This is a genomic window from Sphingobium sp. (genome assembly GCF_048594625.1).
GTDB lineage: Bacteria > Pseudomonadota > Alphaproteobacteria > Sphingomonadales > Sphingomonadaceae > Sphingobium.
Genome location: NZ_JBMDWL010000109.1, coordinates 16,794 through 32,781, shown reverse-complemented (window position 1 = coordinate 32,781; position 15,988 = coordinate 16,794). Strand labels below are relative to the sequence as shown.

Annotated in this window: 15 protein-coding genes; 7 read left to right on the top strand and 8 right to left on the bottom strand. The window is 65.5% G+C overall.

Features of this window, described 5'->3' with window-relative positions; genetic code table 11:
• The 3 genes from ACOJSJ_RS14325 to ACOJSJ_RS14315 form a co-directional block, all read right to left on the bottom strand.
• Nucleotides 1-452: substrate-binding domain-containing protein (locus ACOJSJ_RS14325; protein ID WP_420145650.1), on the bottom strand; the 452-nt coding region annotated here is incomplete at its 3' end.
• Nucleotides 452-898: a MaoC family dehydratase gene (locus ACOJSJ_RS14320; protein ID WP_420145649.1), complete on the bottom strand. Its 447-nt coding sequence runs from the start codon at nucleotides 896-898 to the stop codon at nucleotides 452-454. The genes ACOJSJ_RS14325 and ACOJSJ_RS14320, both read right to left, overlap by 1 nt.
• Nucleotides 895-2,043: a CaiB/BaiF CoA transferase family protein gene (locus ACOJSJ_RS14315; RefSeq protein ID WP_420145648.1), complete on the bottom strand. Its 1,149-nt coding sequence runs from the start codon at nucleotides 2,041-2,043 to the stop codon at nucleotides 895-897. Before ACOJSJ_RS14315 ends, ACOJSJ_RS14320 begins: the two co-directional genes overlap by 4 nt.
• Nucleotides 2,044-2,185: 142 nt before the next feature.
• On the opposite strand from ACOJSJ_RS14315, the gene ACOJSJ_RS14310 reads away from it, so the two are divergent.
• The gene (locus tag ACOJSJ_RS14310; RefSeq protein WP_420145647.1) at nucleotides 2,186-3,289 is read left to right on the top strand and encodes an extracellular solute-binding protein; all 1,104 of its coding nucleotides are present in this window, start codon (nucleotides 2,186-2,188) and stop codon (nucleotides 3,287-3,289) included.
• On the top strand, nucleotides 3,289-4,419 hold the full coding sequence (locus ACOJSJ_RS14305; RefSeq protein WP_420145646.1) for a CaiB/BaiF CoA transferase family protein: 1,131 nt from the start codon (nucleotides 3,289-3,291) through the stop codon (nucleotides 4,417-4,419). The genes ACOJSJ_RS14310 and ACOJSJ_RS14305 overlap by 1 nt, the downstream gene beginning before the upstream one ends.
• A gap of 98 nt (nucleotides 4,420-4,517) precedes the next feature.
• Here ACOJSJ_RS14305 and ACOJSJ_RS14300 read toward each other — a convergent pair whose 3' ends face one another.
• Entirely contained in the window at nucleotides 4,518-5,018 is a 501-nt protein-coding gene (locus ACOJSJ_RS14300) for an Lrp/AsnC family transcriptional regulator (RefSeq protein WP_420145645.1), read from the bottom strand.
• Nucleotides 5,019-5,103: 85 nt separating this feature from the next.
• Here ACOJSJ_RS14300 and alr point away from each other — a divergent pair, with 85 nt between their 5' ends.
• The 3 genes from alr to ACOJSJ_RS14285 are packed head-to-tail and all read left to right on the top strand — an operon-like array spanning nucleotide 5,104 to nucleotide 7,840.
• Entirely contained in the window at nucleotides 5,104-6,231 is a 1,128-nt protein-coding gene (alr, locus tag ACOJSJ_RS14295; RefSeq protein WP_420145644.1) for an alanine racemase, read from the top strand.
• Nucleotides 6,228-7,484 carry a D-amino acid dehydrogenase gene (locus tag ACOJSJ_RS14290; RefSeq protein ID WP_420145643.1) on the top strand — a complete coding sequence of 419 codons (1,257 nt, stop codon included), beginning with the start codon at nucleotides 6,228-6,230 and terminating at the stop codon, nucleotides 7,482-7,484. Before alr ends, ACOJSJ_RS14290 begins: the two co-directional genes overlap by 4 nt.
• 11 nt (nucleotides 7,485-7,495) lie before the next feature.
• Entirely contained in the window at nucleotides 7,496-7,840 is a 345-nt protein-coding gene (locus tag ACOJSJ_RS14285; RefSeq protein WP_420145642.1) for a RidA family protein, read from the top strand.
• 22 nt (nucleotides 7,841-7,862) lie between these two features.
• Here the strand turns inward: ACOJSJ_RS14285 and ACOJSJ_RS14280 are convergent, their stop codons facing one another.
• Nucleotides 7,863-8,489: a hypothetical protein gene (locus tag ACOJSJ_RS14280; RefSeq protein ID WP_420145641.1), complete on the bottom strand. Its 627-nt coding sequence runs from the start codon at nucleotides 8,487-8,489 to the stop codon at nucleotides 7,863-7,865.
• A 120-nt stretch (nucleotides 8,490-8,609) separates the two neighbouring features.
• Between ACOJSJ_RS14280 and ACOJSJ_RS14275 the strand changes: the two genes are divergently transcribed.
• Both ACOJSJ_RS14275 and ACOJSJ_RS14270 read left to right on the top strand, forming a co-directional pair.
• A complete protein-coding gene (locus ACOJSJ_RS14275) occupies nucleotides 8,610-9,482 on the top strand; it encodes a Rossmann-like and DUF2520 domain-containing protein (protein ID WP_420145640.1) in 873 nt (290 codons plus the stop codon).
• A gap of 99 nt (nucleotides 9,483-9,581) precedes the next feature.
• Nucleotides 9,582-9,749, top strand: a complete 168-nt coding sequence (locus ACOJSJ_RS14270) for a hypothetical protein (RefSeq protein WP_420145639.1) — start codon at nucleotides 9,582-9,584, stop codon at nucleotides 9,747-9,749.
• Nucleotides 9,750-10,065: 316 nt separating this feature from the next.
• Here ACOJSJ_RS14270 and ACOJSJ_RS14265 read toward each other — a convergent pair whose 3' ends face one another.
• From ACOJSJ_RS14265 to ACOJSJ_RS14255, 3 genes are read right to left on the bottom strand one after another with little or no spacing between them, the layout of a single operon-like run.
• Nucleotides 10,066-11,475, bottom strand: coding sequence for an efflux transporter outer membrane subunit (locus ACOJSJ_RS14265; RefSeq protein WP_420145651.1), 1,410 nt, complete (start codon nucleotides 11,473-11,475; stop codon nucleotides 10,066-10,068).
• A gap of 37 nt (nucleotides 11,476-11,512) precedes the next feature.
• On the bottom strand, nucleotides 11,513-12,709 hold the full coding sequence (locus tag ACOJSJ_RS14260) for an efflux RND transporter periplasmic adaptor subunit (RefSeq protein WP_420145638.1): 1,197 nt from the start codon (nucleotides 12,707-12,709) through the stop codon (nucleotides 11,513-11,515).
• Nucleotides 12,702-15,899: an efflux RND transporter permease subunit gene (locus tag ACOJSJ_RS14255; RefSeq protein ID WP_420145637.1), complete on the bottom strand. Its 3,198-nt coding sequence runs from the start codon at nucleotides 15,897-15,899 to the stop codon at nucleotides 12,702-12,704. The genes ACOJSJ_RS14260 and ACOJSJ_RS14255 overlap by 8 nt, the downstream gene beginning before the upstream one ends.
• Between the last annotated feature and the right edge of the window lie 89 nt (nucleotides 15,900-15,988).

Here is a 15,988-nt window from a genome sequence, read left to right as displayed (position 1 = left end):
AGCCCCGGATAGACATCGCGCACGTCCCGCGTCCGGGGATCGCCGATCAGCGCGGCAACTGAGGCTACCGGGATGCCCCGCCGCAGGGTCCGTTCGACCCAACCCTGCGCCACCACGCTGTCGATCGGCATGATGGCGATGCCCCTGGCCTGTTGCGCGATCAGGTCGTCTATGTCGTTCGCCTGCTTCTGCACGCCGCCCTTGGCGTCCAGCACCACGGCCGTAGCCCCCGCCTTGCCCGCCGCATCGCTGAACCCCTTGGCAATGGCGGCGGCAAAGGGATAGCTCAACCCCACCGTCGACAACCCGTAACGATCACCCCCGGCAGGCAGGGCAGGAGCGGGCGGCCGCGCCGCCATCACCACCTGCCGCACGCCCAGCAGGGAAGCCGCTGCGACCACCAGGGCCACGACCGACAAGCCGGTCAGGATATGGCGCGCCCGCAGCGGCATCAGGCGCCCCGCCGCGCCACCAGATAGAGATGCTCGCACGCCAGCACGGTTTCGTCGCGCTGGTTGCGGATGTCCACCGCCTCTGTCACCACGCCATGGCTGGCGCGCTTGGGATGGTCGTGTTTGTCGGCGATGCGGGTGATGGTGCGGATCGTGTCGCCGATATGGACCGGCCGGATGAAGCGCAGCCGATCATAGCCGTATGACATGGCATGCGGATTGATGACCGTCGCGGTCAGCCCGATGCCGATGCTGAACACCATCGTCCCATGCGCGATCCGCTGCCCGAAATCCTGCGTCGCGCACCAGTCCGCATCCATATGGTGCGGAAAGAAATCGCCCGTATGCCCGGCATGGACCACGAAATCCGTTTCGGTAATCGTCCGCCCGAAACTCTGCCGTTCAGATCCGATCTCGTAATCCTCAAAATATTGCTCGATTATCATGGCGCACCTGTCAGTTCGGATTGGATGGCGGCGCTGTCCGCGCCCAGTCGCGGGGCCGCCCGCTCATTCCTGATGATCTGCCCATCCACCCGGATCGGACATCGCGTCAGCGCCAGCGTCGCACCATCGGGCGCCGTCACCTGCTGCACCGCGTCCAGCGCGGCGAAACCGGCGCTGCCGGTCAGCGTCGGCCAATCCTGCACCGGCGCGGCCCATATCCCCGCCGGTTCCAGTATCGCCAGCCAGTGCACGCTGCCCTGCGTTGCCAGATGATCGCGCAGCATCGCCTTGATCGCATCGCGCTCGGCAAACCATCGATCCTTCGGAAATTCGGCCAGTCCCGCGCACCCGATCAGCATGCCCAGCCGGTCCACCGGCGTCATCGCCAGCGCGATATGGCCGTCCGCCGTCCGATAAATGCCATAGGGCGCGGCCAGATAGAGGTTGGCATTCGCCACATCGCTGCGCCCCGGCATGGCGCCGCCCCGGTTCAGATAGACCGCCAGATGTTCAAATTGCAGGTCGATCGCGGTTTCCATCAGGCTGACGTCGACCCGCCCGCCTTCTCCGCTCATGCCCCGCCGCACCAGCAGCGCCAATATCCCCTGCACCAGCTGCGCGCCCGCCATCATGTCCGTGATGGAAAGCCCCGCCGGCACCGGCGGCCCGTCGCCATCGCCGGACAGCCAGGCGATACCCGACAGCGATTGCACCAGCAGATCCTGCCCCGGCCGGTCGCGCCATGGCCCATCCGGCCCATATCCGCTGACCCCGGCATAGATCAGGCGCGGATTGATCGCCCGCACATCATCCCAGCCGAGGCTGAGCCGCTCCATAATCCCCGGCCGGAAATTATGGATCAGCACGTCGGCCGTCCCGATCAACCGCTTCACCAGCGCCAGATCGTCGCCATCCTTCAGGTCCGCGGTCAGGCTCTGCTTGCCGCGATTGATGGCATGGAACAGCGCGCTGTCCTGATCGAAGGGCAGGTCGGCCAGATACAGGCCTCGGCTCGCATCGCCGCCGTCGGGCCGTTCTACCTTGATAACCCGCGCGCCCAGATCGCTCAGGCGCAGCGCGGCCGACGGCCCCGCCAGAAACTGGCTGAAATCCAGCACCGTCAGCCCGGCCAGAGGCAGCCGCATCGTCCGATCCGATCCATCCGATGACAAGCGCGCGCCCTCTTCCAAACAATTGTCATTTAATATGATATTTTCTTAAGCTATGGATGAGCGCGAACCGAGTCAATATATTTGTCTGAGTAACTGGAGGGGCGCGATGCGAGGCATGACATGGGACCATCCGCGTGGTGTCGATCCACTGATCGCGGCGTCGCGCGAATGGAAGGCGATGACCGGTCAGGACATTATCTGGGACCGTCGCTCGCTTCAGGATTTCGAGACGTTCCCGGTCGAGGAATTGGCGCGCCAATATGATTTCATCGTGATCGACCATCCCCATGTCGGCCAGATTGCCGATGCGGGATGTCTCGTCCCGCTGGACGAAGCGTGCGACGCCGACGCGCTGGCCGACATAGCGCAGGGGTCGGTGGGCCTGTCCTATCCCAGCTATCATTGGCGGGGGCACCAATGGGCGCTCCCCATCGACGCCGCGACGCAGGTGCAGGCATGGGTGCCCGGCCGCATCGAACGGCCGCTCGAAAATTGGGACGATGTCGTCGCACTGGCAAGGGCCGGGCAACTGGCGCTGCCGCTGCGCGCGCCTCACAGCCTCATGTCGCTCTTCTCGCTCTGCGGCCTCGACGGGGTGACACTCAATGTCGATGGCCCGGATCTGTTTCCGGCCGATGCCGCCACGCCCTATGACCGCCTGCTACACCTCGCCGACCTGATCGACCCCATCGCTTACGACCAGGACCCCATCGCCGTCCTGAACGCCATGGGAACGGCGGACTCCTCGATCGCCGCCGCGCCGCTCATTTACGGTTATGTCAGCTATGCGCAGGCGGGGTTCCTGCCCACCCGCGTCCGTTTCCACGACATGCCGGTGACGGGTGCGGCCGGGCCTGCCGGATCGGCGCTGGGCGGCACGGGCCTCGCCATTTCCGCGAGCAGCGCCTCCATCCCACAGGCCGCCGCCTTCGCCCAATGGGTTGCGGGCGGCGCGATCCAGACCAGCCTCTATGCCCGTTCCGGGGGGCAGCCCGGCCATGCGCAGGCGTGGGAGGATGATGCCGTCAACGCGGGAACCGCCGATTTCTACCGCGCCACCCGCGCCACGCTGGACCGGGCATGGCTGCGCCCGCGCCACGATGGCTATATGGCGTTCCAGCAGCAGGCGTCCGACCGCCTGAATCAGGCCCTGCGCACCCGCGAAGCCGCCGCCTCCGTCATCGCTGCGCTCAACCGCCTTTTCGCTGAAAGCTTCTGATGCAAGACGATCTGCCGCTCGATGGCCTGCTGGTGCTGGACATGGCGCAATTCCTGTCCGGCCCCTCGGCGGCGCTGCGCCTTGGCGATCTGGGCGCGCGGGTCATAAAGGTCGAACGACCCGGCATCGGCGACATCTGCCGCACCCTCTATCTGACCAACACCGACATTGGCGGGGATTCCACCTTGTTCCACGCCATCAACCGGAACAAGGAAAGCATCGCGCTCGACTATCGCGACGAAGCCGACCGCGACCTTCTCTATCGCATCGCCGCCCGTGCCGATGTCGTGATCCAGAATTTCCGTCCCGGCGTTGCCGACCGGCTCGGCGTCGGGCCGCAGGCGCTGCGCGCCCGCAACCCGCGCCTGATCGTGGGCAGCATATCGGGCTATGGCGAAGACGGCCCATGGGTCGGCCTGCCGGGGCAGGATCTGCTGGCGCAGGCGCTGTCGGGCGCCATGTGGCTCAGCGGCAATGCGGATGATGGCCCGGTGCCCTTCGGCCTTTCCATTGCCGACATGCTGGCGGGCCATGTCCTGACCGAAGGCATATTGGCCGCGCTCGTCCGCCGATCGATAAAGGGGCAGGGCGCCCATGTCGAAACCAGCCTGCTGGAAGCGATGGTGGATTTTCAGTTCGAAGTGCTGACCACGCATCTGAACGATGGCGGTCGCCTGCCGCGCCGGGCAAAAATGCGCAACGCCCATGCCTATCTCGCCGCGCCCTATGGCGTGTATCGCACGGCGGACGGCTGGCTTGCGCTGGCGATGACGCCGCTGCCCAAGTTGCAGGCGATGCTGGACATCGACCTGACCGGCGACGCCTTCACCGACCGCGACGATCTTCAGGCCCGGATCGCCGACCGACTGGTGCAGCGGGACACGGCCAGCTGGATCGCGCATCTGCGTACGCAGGATGTCTGGTGCGCGCAGGTGCTGGACTGGCCCGCGCTGCTCGCGTCGCAGGCTTTCGCCCGGCTCGACCAGTTGCAAAGCCTGCCCACCCGCGATCGCCCCATGATGACGACCCGCGCGCCGGTCCGCATCGACGGTCATCGCCCGCACCGCCCCGTCGCCGCGCCGCAGATCGGCGAGCATGGCGACGCCATCCGCGCGGAGTTCGCCGCCTAGGGCATGATCCGATAGGATCGCACCGCATCATGCGCCGCATGTCTGTTGTCGACCGCATTGTACGCGCCGTCATCTGTCCCAGATGACGGCTAAATGCTCTAACCCTTGCCCCGTCGCGGTCTCAGCCCGTCACGCATCGCGATATTGCTGTTGATCCGCGTCACGCCGGGCAGGCGCGACAATATCTCGCCGTGAATGCGTTCATAGGCGTCCACGCTCTCCGCCTCCACGCGCAGCCAGTAATCGACCGCGCCCGTCATCAGGAAACATTCACGGATTTCCGGGCATTGCCGCACCGCATGTTCGAACCGCGCCAGATAATCGTCGGTCTGCCGGTCCAGCGTCACCTGCACCAGCACATTGACCATGGCATGTTCGTCCCGCCCGCCCGCGATCAGCGTATAGCCGCGAATATAGCCTTCATTTTCCAGCTGCCTGATCCGCCGGTGACAGGCGGATGGGGATAGTCCGACCTGCGCTGCGATCTCGGCATTGGATCGCCGCGCATTCAACTTTAAAAGGCGCAATATGGCGCGATCGGCATTATCCAGCGTGCTGGTCAATTCTGCAAATCCTGCGGGACGATCGTGTTCATACATGGTGTTTATGCAATAATCGTCCGTACTTTGCACTCCTATTCGAAGAAGCGTCGGCTATGGTGCGATCATAATGAAGAGGACGGCCATGCAATTGGGAACGGCGGCCTGCCTGCGCATCGATCTGGGTGCGCTGGTGGCCAATTATCGGCGGATCGTGACACAGGTGGCGCCGGCGCGGGTCGCCGGGGTGGTAAAGGCCGATGCCTATGGTCTTGGCGCGCTCCCCGTATCGCAGGCGCTGCTGGCGGCCGGGTGTCGCCATTTCTTCGTCGCCCATCTGTGCGAAGCGACGGAACTCAAACCGCATCTGCCCCATGACGCGGCCCTTTATGTTCTGAATGGCCTGCCACCGGGGGCAGAGGCCGAATGCGCCGCCATCGGCGCCGTCCCGGTGCTCAACGCACTGCCGCAAATCGAACGCTGGAGCGCCCTTGCCCGCGATCTTGGCCATCCGCTCCCCGCGGTCATTCAGGTCGATACCGGCATGTCCCGCCTCGGTCTGTCCGCTGAGGAGCTGGCGATCCTGCGCGATCACACCCATCGCTTCGACGGGATCGACATCGGTCTCATCATGACGCACCTCGCCTGCGCGGACGATCCGGACAACGTAACGAACGAAGATCAGCGCGCCCTCTTCGCCCGTCTTGCAGATCAGTTCCCCGGCGTGCCGCGCTCCATCGACAATTCGGGCGGCGCCATGGCTCTGGACGTCGCCCATGGCGACATCGTGCGCGCCGGCATCGCCCTGTATGGCGGGGCGCCCCATGGCGATCCCAATCCCATGGACGGGGTCATCGCCCTCGACGCCTATATCATGCAACTGCGCCATGTGCCCGCCGGGGCAGGGGTGGGTTATGGTCTTACCCACCGCTGCGATCGCCCGACCCATGTCGCCACCCTTTCGGTGGGCTATGCCGATGGCTGGCCCCGCCATCTCAGCAATCGCGGCAGCGCCTATATCGGCGGCATCCGCGTGCCCCTCATCGGCCGCGTTTCGATGGACAGCATGGGCATCGACGTCACCGACATACCGGACGATCTGCTTTATCCCGGCGCGCCGGTCGAACTGATCGGCCCGCATCAGAGCATCGATGCGGTCGCGGCGGACGCAGGCACCATTTCCTACGAAATCCTGACCCGGCTCGGCCGCCGCTATGCGCGCGATTATCTGCCCGCGCCCGTCACCGCAGACATGGGGAGCATCAGCGCATGAAGATCGTCATTCTGGGCGGCGGCGTCATCGGCGTCACATCGGCCTGGTATCTGGCGCAGGCGGGGCACGAGGTTACCGTCGTCGATCGCCAGCCCGGCGTTGCGCAGGAAACCAGCTTCGCCAATGCGGGCGAAATTTCGCCCGGCTATGCCTCGCCATGGGCCGCGCCCGGCATTCCAGCCAAGGCGCTGCGCTGGCTGTTCATGCGCCATGCCCCGCTGATCCTGCGGCCAAAGGTCGATATGGCGATGCTGCGCTGGCTGGTGGCGATGCTGGGCAATTGCAATGCGGCGGATTACCGCGTGAACAAAAGCCGTATGGTGCGTCTGGCCGAACATAGCCGCGACATGTTGATCGCCCTGCGCCAAGCGACCGGCATCGCCTATGACGAACGCAGCCGCGGCACGCTCCAGCTGTTTCGCGAACACAAGCAGATGGACGGCATCGCCAGGGATATAGAGGTGCTGCGCGCCGACAATGTCCCGTTCGAAGTGCTGGACCGCGCCGGATGCCTTGCCGCTGAACCCGGCCTTGCCGCCAGCGCCGCATCGATCGTGGGCGGCCTGCGCCTGCCCCATGACGAAACCGGCGACTGTTTCAAATTCACCAATGCGCTGGCCGACATGGCGCGGGCGCAGGGCGTCCGTTTCCTGATGGGCCATGATATTCAGGGCCTCGTGACCGAAGGCGGCCGGATCGCCCATGTCGTGACGGCGCAGGGGCCGGTCCATGGCGACGCCTATCTGGTGGCGATGGGCAGCTATTCGCCGCTGCTGCTGGCTCCGCTCGGCCTGCGCCTGCCGGTCTATCCGGTAAAGGGCTATTCGATCACCGCGCCCATCGTGGATGCCGACCGCGCGCCGGTTTCGACCCTGCTCGATGAAAGTTACAAGGTGGCGATCACCCGCCTTGGCGATCGCATCCGGGTGGGCGGCATGGCCGAACTGTCGGGCTATACCAACGACCTGCCACAGGCGCGGCGCGATACGCTCAACCATAGCGTCGGCACCCTCTTCCCCGGCGCGGGCGATCTGGACCGCGCGACCTTCTGGAGCGGCCTGCGCCCCATGACGCCCGATTCCACCCCGGTCGTCGGCGCGACGAAGATCGACAATCTCTTCCTCAACACCGGCCACGGCACGCTGGGCTGGACGATGGCCTGCGGTTCGGGCCATGTCATCGCCGACATCATCAGCGGGCGGGCACCGGCGATCGAAACCGCCGACCTCGCTCTGTCTCGCTACCGCAACTGAGGGATAATCCTATGACCATCACCCGTATAGAAACCGGCCCGCGCATGTCCGAAGCGGTCATTCATGGCGACACCGTCTATCTGGCGGGCCAGATCGGCGAAGGCGAAACGGTCGCCATTCAGACGCAGGCCGCGCTGGACGAAATCGAACGCCTCCTGACCCTCGCGGGCAGCAGCAAGGCGCATATCCTGCGCGCCACCATCTGGCTGGCCGACATGGCGACCTTCGATGAAATGAACGGCGTCTGGGACGCGTGGATCGCCGACGTGCCCGCACCGACCCGCGCGACTGGTGAATCGAAACTGGCGACGCCGGATTACAAGGTCGAAATCATCATCACCGCCGCCCGCGCCTGATCGAACCGACCTGCGTCGTTCATCAGGGCAGATAGACGAAGCGATAGGTCGGCGCGTGATAGGTGAAGCCGGGCGTCAGCGCGCAATCCTGCGGCGCCCGGCCATAGGCGGCCATGTCGATGCAGCGCATCGCCGATGCGATATTGGTCATCAATGCGACCCGCCCGACACCGGTGGCGCGTTCGCTGCCGCTGCCGCCTTTCGATTCCGCCGATGTTTCGATGTCCCGGTCGAAAATCGCCTGCCCATTGTCGATCCGCGTCACGCGCCATCCCATGCGGACGGTTGCCTGACTGGAAAAGGAAATCCTGAACGGCGCATCCATCCCGATCCAGCGCGGCGTCAGCCTGACCTTTGCCGTCGCATCGTCCGGCGCCAGCAGATTGAGCTTCTCCAGCGTTTCGCGCAGCGCCTTCTCGAAACTGGATCGCTTTGCCGCGCCCATGATGCCGCCCGTGGCCGAAGCGCCGACGACGCCCGGCATATCCGCAACGGGATCGATGGCGACGCGATGATAGAGCGGATGGTCCGGCGCGACCGGCACCGGCGCACCGGGTTGAAAGGGCAGGCCGATGGGCGACAACGGCACATCGGCGGCCTGTCCGGCGGCCGGAATGGCAAGGGCAGTGGCGGTCAGGACATAGCGCATATCGTCACCATATGGCGCATATCATGCCATCGCCTTGCGAAATGTCCTTAACGGGCCGCCCATCCTCGCACGACCGAACGGCATTGCAGGGGGTCCGAACGGACGATACATCCCGCCATCATGCAGGCCCATCCCCTCTATAGCAGGATCGCCATCATCGGCACCGGGCGCGTCGCCCATGCGATGGCGCTGGCAATGCATGGGCATTCGGCTGCGCCGCTGCTGATCTGGGGGCGCGATAACGGCAAAAGCCACGCACTGGCTTCGGCCATCCCCGGCGCCATTGCCGCGCCGGATCTGGCGACGATCGCTTCCACCTGCGGCCTGATCCTGATCGCGGTGTCGGATGACGCGATCCCGCACATCGTGGACCGGATCGCCAACGCTATGCCCGAAGCGTCCGCTGCCTTCGTCACCCATATGAGCGGCCGCTCCGGCGCTGCTTCCTTGTCGCCTCTTGCCAGTCGCGGCGCGCTGACCGCGGCCGTGCACCCTGCCATGACCTTCACCGGCGATCCTTCTCTGGAAGTTGCGCGCATGAAGGGCGCCCGCTTCGTCATCACCGCCGGGACGCCACCGGCCATTCTGGCCGCCCGCCAGTTGGTGGACCGGCTCGGCGGCGTCGCGGAGCAGGTGGGGGAGGATCAGCGCGCCCTGTATCATGCGGCGCTATGTCATGCCGCCAACCATCTCGTCACCCTCATCGCCGGGTCGCGGGACGCACTCGCCATGGCGGGCATAGCCGATCCGTCCGCGCTGCTCGCGCCGTTGGTGCGTGCGGCGCTGGACAACGGGCTTGATCGCGGGATCGGCGGACTATCCGGACCGTTACTGCGTGGCGACGTGGACAGCATCGCCCGTCATCTGACCGCGCTCTCGGCTGATCAGCCCCGGCTTCTCCCGGCATATCGCGCCATGGCCATCGCCACGCTGGATGCTCTGGAGGATCATGGCGCCGCCGCCATGCCACCTTTGCGCACACTGCTGGACTGACCCGGTCCATTATCGGCCTTTTCCCGATAGCTATCATCCTCTCTTGTATGGGCCTGCGCCGGCAAGCGATGCCCTGTCGCAGACAGGGAAGGGTTTTGCGTGGCCAGAACATCGCCGACAGTGAATGACGGCAAGGCGAGCGGACAGGCCGGCGAAGCGGAAGAAACCCGGCTCAACATTCTGGATGTCGCCACGCTCGAATTTGCGGACAAGGGGTTGAGTGGCGCGCGCATCGATGACATCATCGAAAGCTGGTGCCGCGCCTGATCCCGTTCGCCCCGGTGAGGGGGCTGTCGATGCGCTGGGCGGCCTGGCAGAGAAGCGGCGCATAGAGCATCGTGCGGAAAAGTGGGAACCGGTTTTCCGCTTGAAACGATGCGACAACCAGAAGTTAGAGCGCACGATCTGCCTGCCATTCAACGCAGCGCGCTCTGGCCTGCCGATCGCGCCTGCGCCAATCCACGCGCTAAGGCATGATCCGGTCAGACTGCATCGGATCATGCCGCATTTGTCTTTCACGGCCCGCATTTTACGAGCCGGCAGATGATGCCATCTGCGTTGAAAATACCCTATGCCGGTCGTGTCATGCCTGTGTCGTCGGCCCGCCCAGGGCCTTGACCAGCGATATGCTGGCCCGCATCTGCGCGATCTGGGCGCTCAACAACGCGCTCTGGGCGTTGAGCGCGTCGGTCTGGGCGATCACCACCTCCAGATAATCGGATGCACCGTCGCGATAACGGGTGAAGGCCAGATCGCTCGTCCGCTGCGCCGCCTGCGCGGCGTCGCGCTGGTCGACCAGTTGCGCGGACAGGTGGCGCAGCGCGGCGATGCCGTCTTCCACCTGCTGGAATGCGCCCAGCACGGTGCCGCGATAGGCGGCTGCCTGCTCCTCATATTCGGCGCGCGACAATTTGACCTGCGCCTGCCTGCGCCCGCCGTCGAACAGGTTGACCGCCGCCGCCAGCGGCCCCAGGCCCCAGAAACTGTTGGGCGTGGTCAGCAACTGGCCATGCGTCGTTTCCCAACCGCCGTTCAGCCCAAGGGTCAGCGTAGGGAAGAAGGCTGCCTTCGCCACGCCGATGCGTGCATTGGTGGCGAACATCCGCCGTTCGGCCGCCGCGACATCGGGGCGGCGCTGCAACAGCTGCGACGGCGCGCCGGTCGGCACGTCGGGCGCGCTCAGCTTCTGGACCTTGGGCGGAATCGAAAAATCGGAAGCCACCACGCCCACCAGCGCGGCGATTTCATGTTCGGTGGCGGCCCGGTCATTGGCCACGGCGGAAATGCGCGCCTTGGCGTTGCTCAACGTCGTCTTCGCGCGATTGACGTCGATCCCCGACGCGATGCCGCCCTCATGGCGCGTGCTCGTCAGCTGATAGGCGCGCTCGAACGCTTCGACCGTACGATGCAGCAGGTCCGCCTGCGCATCCAGCCCGCGCAGCCGTGCATAGGCATCGGCGACGGCCGCCTGCAAACTCAGCCGCGCCGCGGCCAGATCGGCCTCGCTCGCCTGCGCGTCGGCGCGCGCCGCGCGCACGCTGTTGCGGATGCGGCCCCACAGGTCCAGCTCGTAATCCAGCGATGCGCCGACCATATAGTCGTTATAGCTTTGCGGATTGCCGTTGCCCATGAAACGGTTGCCCGACACGCGCTGCCGACTGGCGTCGCCACCGGCATTCACATCGGGGAACAGGTCCGAAGCCTCGACCCGCGCCACCGCCAGCGCCTGATCATAACGGGCCAGCGCCGCCGTCAGGGTCGGGCGGGCCGCCGCCGCCCGCTGTTCCAGATCGTTCAGCACCGGATCGTTGAACGCGCCCCACCATTCGCCGCGCGGGGCCGTGTCCATCGGCGTCGCCTGCGCCCAGCCGTCCAGTTCCTTGAAGGCTTGCGGCGCGGCGACCTGCGGCGGCTGATAGGCGGGCGCCATGGAACATCCGCTCAGCATGGCGGCGGCCAGCACGCTGACGCTCAGCATGCCGACGTTCAGCATGCCAAAGTTCAGGCCGGCCAATCTGCGCCGCACGCCCTTATTTCCCATGGGCCGTACCCTTGCCGCCGGGCGCCTGCACATTCACCCGGTCGCCCGACCGGATCGAATCCGGCGGGGAATCGATCACCTTGTCGGCGGGGCGCAGGCCGCCCGAAACCAGCACGGTCGCGCCTTCATCGCGCGTGATGGTCACCGGGCGCACGGCGACGCGGCCGTCATTGCCCACGACCGCAACGGTCGGACCGTCATTGCTGTACAGGATCGTGCTGCCCGGCAGGATCAGGCCGTTCCCGCCGCCTTGCCCCACATCGAAGCGGACCTGCGCAAAGGCGCCGGGTTTCAGCGCGCGGTCGGGATTATCCGCCTGCAACTGTACCAGGACCGCGCCCGATTGCGCATCGACCGCGCCTGCGCTGCTGGTCAGCGTGGCGGTAAATGTCCGCCCCGGATATTCCGGCAGGGTGAGCGTGGCGGGCATGCCCTTGCGCACCTGCGAAGAATAGCCCTGCGGAACGCGGACATAGATGCGCATGCGGTGCACGTCCGACACGGTGAACAGCGGCTGCGCGGCGGCATTGCCCGCCACCACCAGCGCGCCGATCTGTGCCGAACGGCTCGTCACCACCCCGTCGAACGGCGCGGCCAGCTGGGTAAAGCCCTGCAACGCGCGCAGCCGCTTCACATTGGCCAGCGCCGCATTGGCGACCGCCGATCGCGCCGCCAGATCGCCATTCTTCTCGTCCGACTCCTGCTTGGAAACCGCGTCCTTCTCCAGCATCACGGCCCATCGTTTCGCCGTCGTGTCGGCCAGCTTCTGCTGCGCCAGCGCGGTCTGGTAATCGGCCTGCGCGGCGGCCAGCTGCTGGTCCACTTCGGGCGCGTCCAGCACGGCGAGCGACTGGCCCGCCCGCACATTGTCGCCAATATCGGCCAGCCAGCGCCGCACATAACCATTGGTCCGCGCATAGATGGCCGCGCTGTTATAGGCCTGCACATTGCCCGGCAGGACCAGCGCGCCGCCATCATTGTCGTCGCGCTTGGGGTTCACGGTCGCCACGGTCGGCACGGCGGCCTGCGCGGCGGTTTCGCGCAATTCGTTGGTCGCGTTGATCCGCGTCGCGGTGCCGATGGCGACAATGGCGATGGCGACGACGGCCGCACCGATGCCCACGCGCTTCATCACCTTCTTGTCGATGCCGCTGTCGGTCTGCTGTTCCGGGTTCATATCATGCATGGCTGGGCTGCATTTCCATCTGGGGGTCGGCGGCCTTGCGGCGGCGGTGAACGAAGCTGAAGATCACGGGTACGAAGAACAGGGTGGCGATCGTGGCGCAGATCAGCCCGCCGATCACGGCCCGGCCCAGCGGCGCATTCTGTTCGCCACCTTCGCCCAGGCCCAGCGCCATCGGACCCATGCCGATGATCATGGCCAGCGCGGTCATCAACACCGGGCGGAACCGCACCATCCCCGCTTCCATCGCGGCGGCGGTGGCGTCGCCCAGTTCGGCGAGCTTTTCCCGCGCGAAGCTGACGACCAGGATGGAGTTGGCCGTCGCCACGCCCATGCACATGATCGCGCCGGTCAGCGCCGGGACCGACAATGTGGTGCCGGTCACGAACAGCATCCACACGATCCCGGCCAGCGCCGCGGGCAGGGCGGTGATGATCACGAACGGATCGACCCAGCTCTGGAAATTGACGACGATCAGCAGGTAGATCAGTATGATCGCCCCGGCGAGGCCAAAGCCAAGGCCCGAAAAGGCGGTGTTCATCGTCGCATATTGGCCGCGCATGGTGACCGTCGCGCCCTTGGGCACTTCGGCTTCCAGCGACTTGATCGCCGCGTTGATGTCGCCCGCCACCGCGCCCAGGTCGCGACCCTGCACCGTGGCATAGATGTCCAGCACCGGCGCGATATTATAATGCGATACCACCGGCACCGTGCTCGACCGCGCGATGGTGGCAAGGCCGCCGAGCGGCTGCACCGCGCCATTGCTGCCGCCCGCGGCCGATACCGGCACATTGGACAGGTCGCTGATCGATCCGACCAGATATTCGGGCGCCTGCGCCACGACGGGGTAGGAAACGCCGCTCTTGGGATCGACGAAGAAGACCGGCGCGGTCTGCGCCGTCCCGGCAAGCGAGCTGGCAAGGCTGGTCGTCACGTCGCGTTCGGTCAGCCCATATTGCCCCGCGCGCGACCGGTCGACATCGACGTCCAGCTGCGGCGAACGGCCCGGCTGCTGGATGCGCGCATCGGCAAGGCCGGGGATGACCGCGACCTTTGCCAGCAATTTTTGCGCATAGGCGCGGTTGGCGTCGGCATTCTTGCCCGCAATCTGGATGTCGATGGGCGCGGGCGCGCCGAAATTCAGGATCTGGCTGGTGATGTCGGCGGGCAGGAAAGCGAATGTCGTGCCGGGGAAGCGGCGCGGCAATTCGGTGCGCAGCTGCGCCACGATGTCTTCGGTCGGGCGATGGCCATGCTTCAGCGCGATCATCATGTCGCCGTCCTGCGGGCCGATGGTCCCGCTATTGTTGTAGACGGTGTTGATGGAGCTGACCGGCAGGCCGATATTGTCGGTGATCGATCCCAATTCCTGCGCGGGCACCATATCCTTGACCGCGGCCGCGATCCGTTCGAACCGCGCCGCCGTATCCTCGATACGGCTGCCCACCGGCACGCGCACATGCATGGCGATCTGCCCGCTATCCACCGCCGGGAAGAAATTGCTGCCCAGCATGGGGAGCAGCCCGAAGGACAGGATGACCACGCCCATGAAGCCCAGCAGGAAGGGCTTGCGCGCATTGAGCGCCCCACGCAGCAGCCCGATATAGGATTGCCGCACCTTCTCGAACCGCTTTTCGAACCCGCGCTGGAACCGGACGAGGGGATTTTTCGATCCCGCTTCGCCCGCCATATGCGCGTCGCCATGATGCACATGGGGCTTCAGCAGATACATGGCCATGGTCGGCACCAATGTGCGCGACAGGATGAAGGACGCGATCATCGCGAACACGACGGACAATGCCATCGGCACGAACAGGAAACCCGCAACGCCCGGCAGGAAGAACATCGGCACGAACACGATACAGATGCACAGCAGCGATACGAAGGCCGGGGTCACGATCTGCGCCGCGCCGTCCAGGATGGATTCCACCACCCCCTTGCCCTGTTCCAGATGCCAGTTGATATTTTCGATCGTCACCGTCGCATCGTCGACCAGAATCCCGACCGCCAGCGCCAGCCCGCCCAGCGTCATGACGTTCAGCGTCTGTCCGAACATCGCCAGTGCCGCCACGGCGGCCAGAATGGCCAGCGGGATGGACAGGGCGATGATGACGGTCGACCGCCAGCTGCCCAGAAACAGCAGGATCATCAGCGACGTCAGCGCCGCGGCCAGCGCCCCTTCATGGATCACGCCTTCGACCGCCGCCTTCACGAACAGCGACTGGTCGCCGATCACCAGGATTTTCAGGCTTTCGGGCAATGTCTCGCTGACCTTGGGCAGGGCTTCCTTCACCCCGTCCACGATCGCCAGCGTCGATGTCGCACCGTTTTTCAGCGCCGTCAGCAGCACCGACCGGCGTCCTTCGACATGCACGACATTGGTCTGCGGGCCGTTGCCGTCGCGCACATAGGCGATGTCGCGCATATAGATGGTGGCGCCGTTCACCACCTTGACCGGCAGGTCGTTCAGCGCCTCGATCGTGCCGGGCGCGTTGTTCAGCCGCACGCTATATTGCGTCGCGCCGATCTTGACGAAACCGGCTGGATTGATCTGGTTCTGGTTGGCGATGGCGGTGCCGACATCCTGTGCGGTCAGCCCCTTGGACTGGAGCGCCACGGGATTGAGGTCGATCTGGATCTGCCGCTGCTTGCCGCCCGATGGGAAAGGCATGGCAAGGCCCGGAATGGTGACCAGCGGCGGGCGGATCTGGTTCTGTCCCATGTCGAACAATTGCTGTTCCGACAGGCCCTGACCCGACAGGGCCAGTTGCAGGATCGGCACGGTCGACGCGCTGTAATTCAGGATCAGCGGCGGGGTGACGCCCGGCGGCATCTGGCGCAGCACCGTCTGCGACACGGATGTCACCTGTGCGGTGGCGGTGCGGATGTCGGCGCCGGGCTGGAAGAATATCTTCACGATGCCGATGCCCTGCATCGACTGGCTTTCGATATGTTCGATGTCGTTGACCGTGGTGGTCAGCACCCGCTCATAGGGGCTGATGATGCGGTTCGACATGTCTTCGGGCGGCAGGCCGGAATATTGCCAGGCGACGGCGATCACGGGGATGCGGATATTGGGGAAAATGTCCACCGGCGTGCGGATCGCCGACATGATGCCAACGATTGCGATCAATATCGCCATGACGATGAAGGTCAGCGGCCTGTTCAGCGCAACCTTGACGATCCCGATCAATCCACGACTCCCGCATGCATCGCACCGACGGTTGTCGGCCGATCCCTGATACTGGCCTCTCCATTCAGGAAAAACCGCACGATGATCAG

Coding starts and splice junctions, on each gene's coding strand:
- ACOJSJ_RS14260 (WP_420145638.1), bottom strand. CDS start 12,709: ATGCATGATATGAACCCGGAACAGCAGACCGACAGCGGCATCGACAAG.
- ACOJSJ_RS14285 (WP_420145642.1), top strand. CDS start 7,496: ATGACCATCACCCGTATAGAAACCGGCCCGCGCATGTCCGAAGCGGTC.
- ACOJSJ_RS14315 (WP_420145648.1), bottom strand. CDS start 2,043: ATGCGGCTGCCTCTGGCCGGGCTGACGGTGCTGGATTTCAGCCAGTTT.
- ACOJSJ_RS14280 (WP_420145641.1), bottom strand. CDS start 8,489: ATGCGCTATGTCCTGACCGCCACTGCCCTTGCCATTCCGGCCGCCGGA.
- ACOJSJ_RS14300 (WP_420145645.1), bottom strand. CDS start 5,018: ATGTATGAACACGATCGTCCCGCAGGATTTGCAGAATTGACCAGCACG.
- ACOJSJ_RS14310 (WP_420145647.1), top strand. CDS start 2,186: ATGACATGGGACCATCCGCGTGGTGTCGATCCACTGATCGCGGCGTCG.
- ACOJSJ_RS14290 (WP_420145643.1), top strand. CDS start 6,228: ATGAAGATCGTCATTCTGGGCGGCGGCGTCATCGGCGTCACATCGGCC.
- ACOJSJ_RS14320 (WP_420145649.1), bottom strand. CDS start 898: ATGATAATCGAGCAATATTTTGAGGATTACGAGATCGGATCTGAACGG.
- ACOJSJ_RS14265 (WP_420145651.1), bottom strand. CDS start 11,475: ATGCTGAACGTCGGCATGCTGAGCGTCAGCGTGCTGGCCGCCGCCATG.
- ACOJSJ_RS14305 (WP_420145646.1), top strand. CDS start 3,289: ATGCAAGACGATCTGCCGCTCGATGGCCTGCTGGTGCTGGACATGGCG.
- alr (WP_420145644.1), top strand. CDS start 5,104: ATGCAATTGGGAACGGCGGCCTGCCTGCGCATCGATCTGGGTGCGCTG.
- ACOJSJ_RS14275 (WP_420145640.1), top strand. CDS start 8,610: ATGCAGGCCCATCCCCTCTATAGCAGGATCGCCATCATCGGCACCGGG.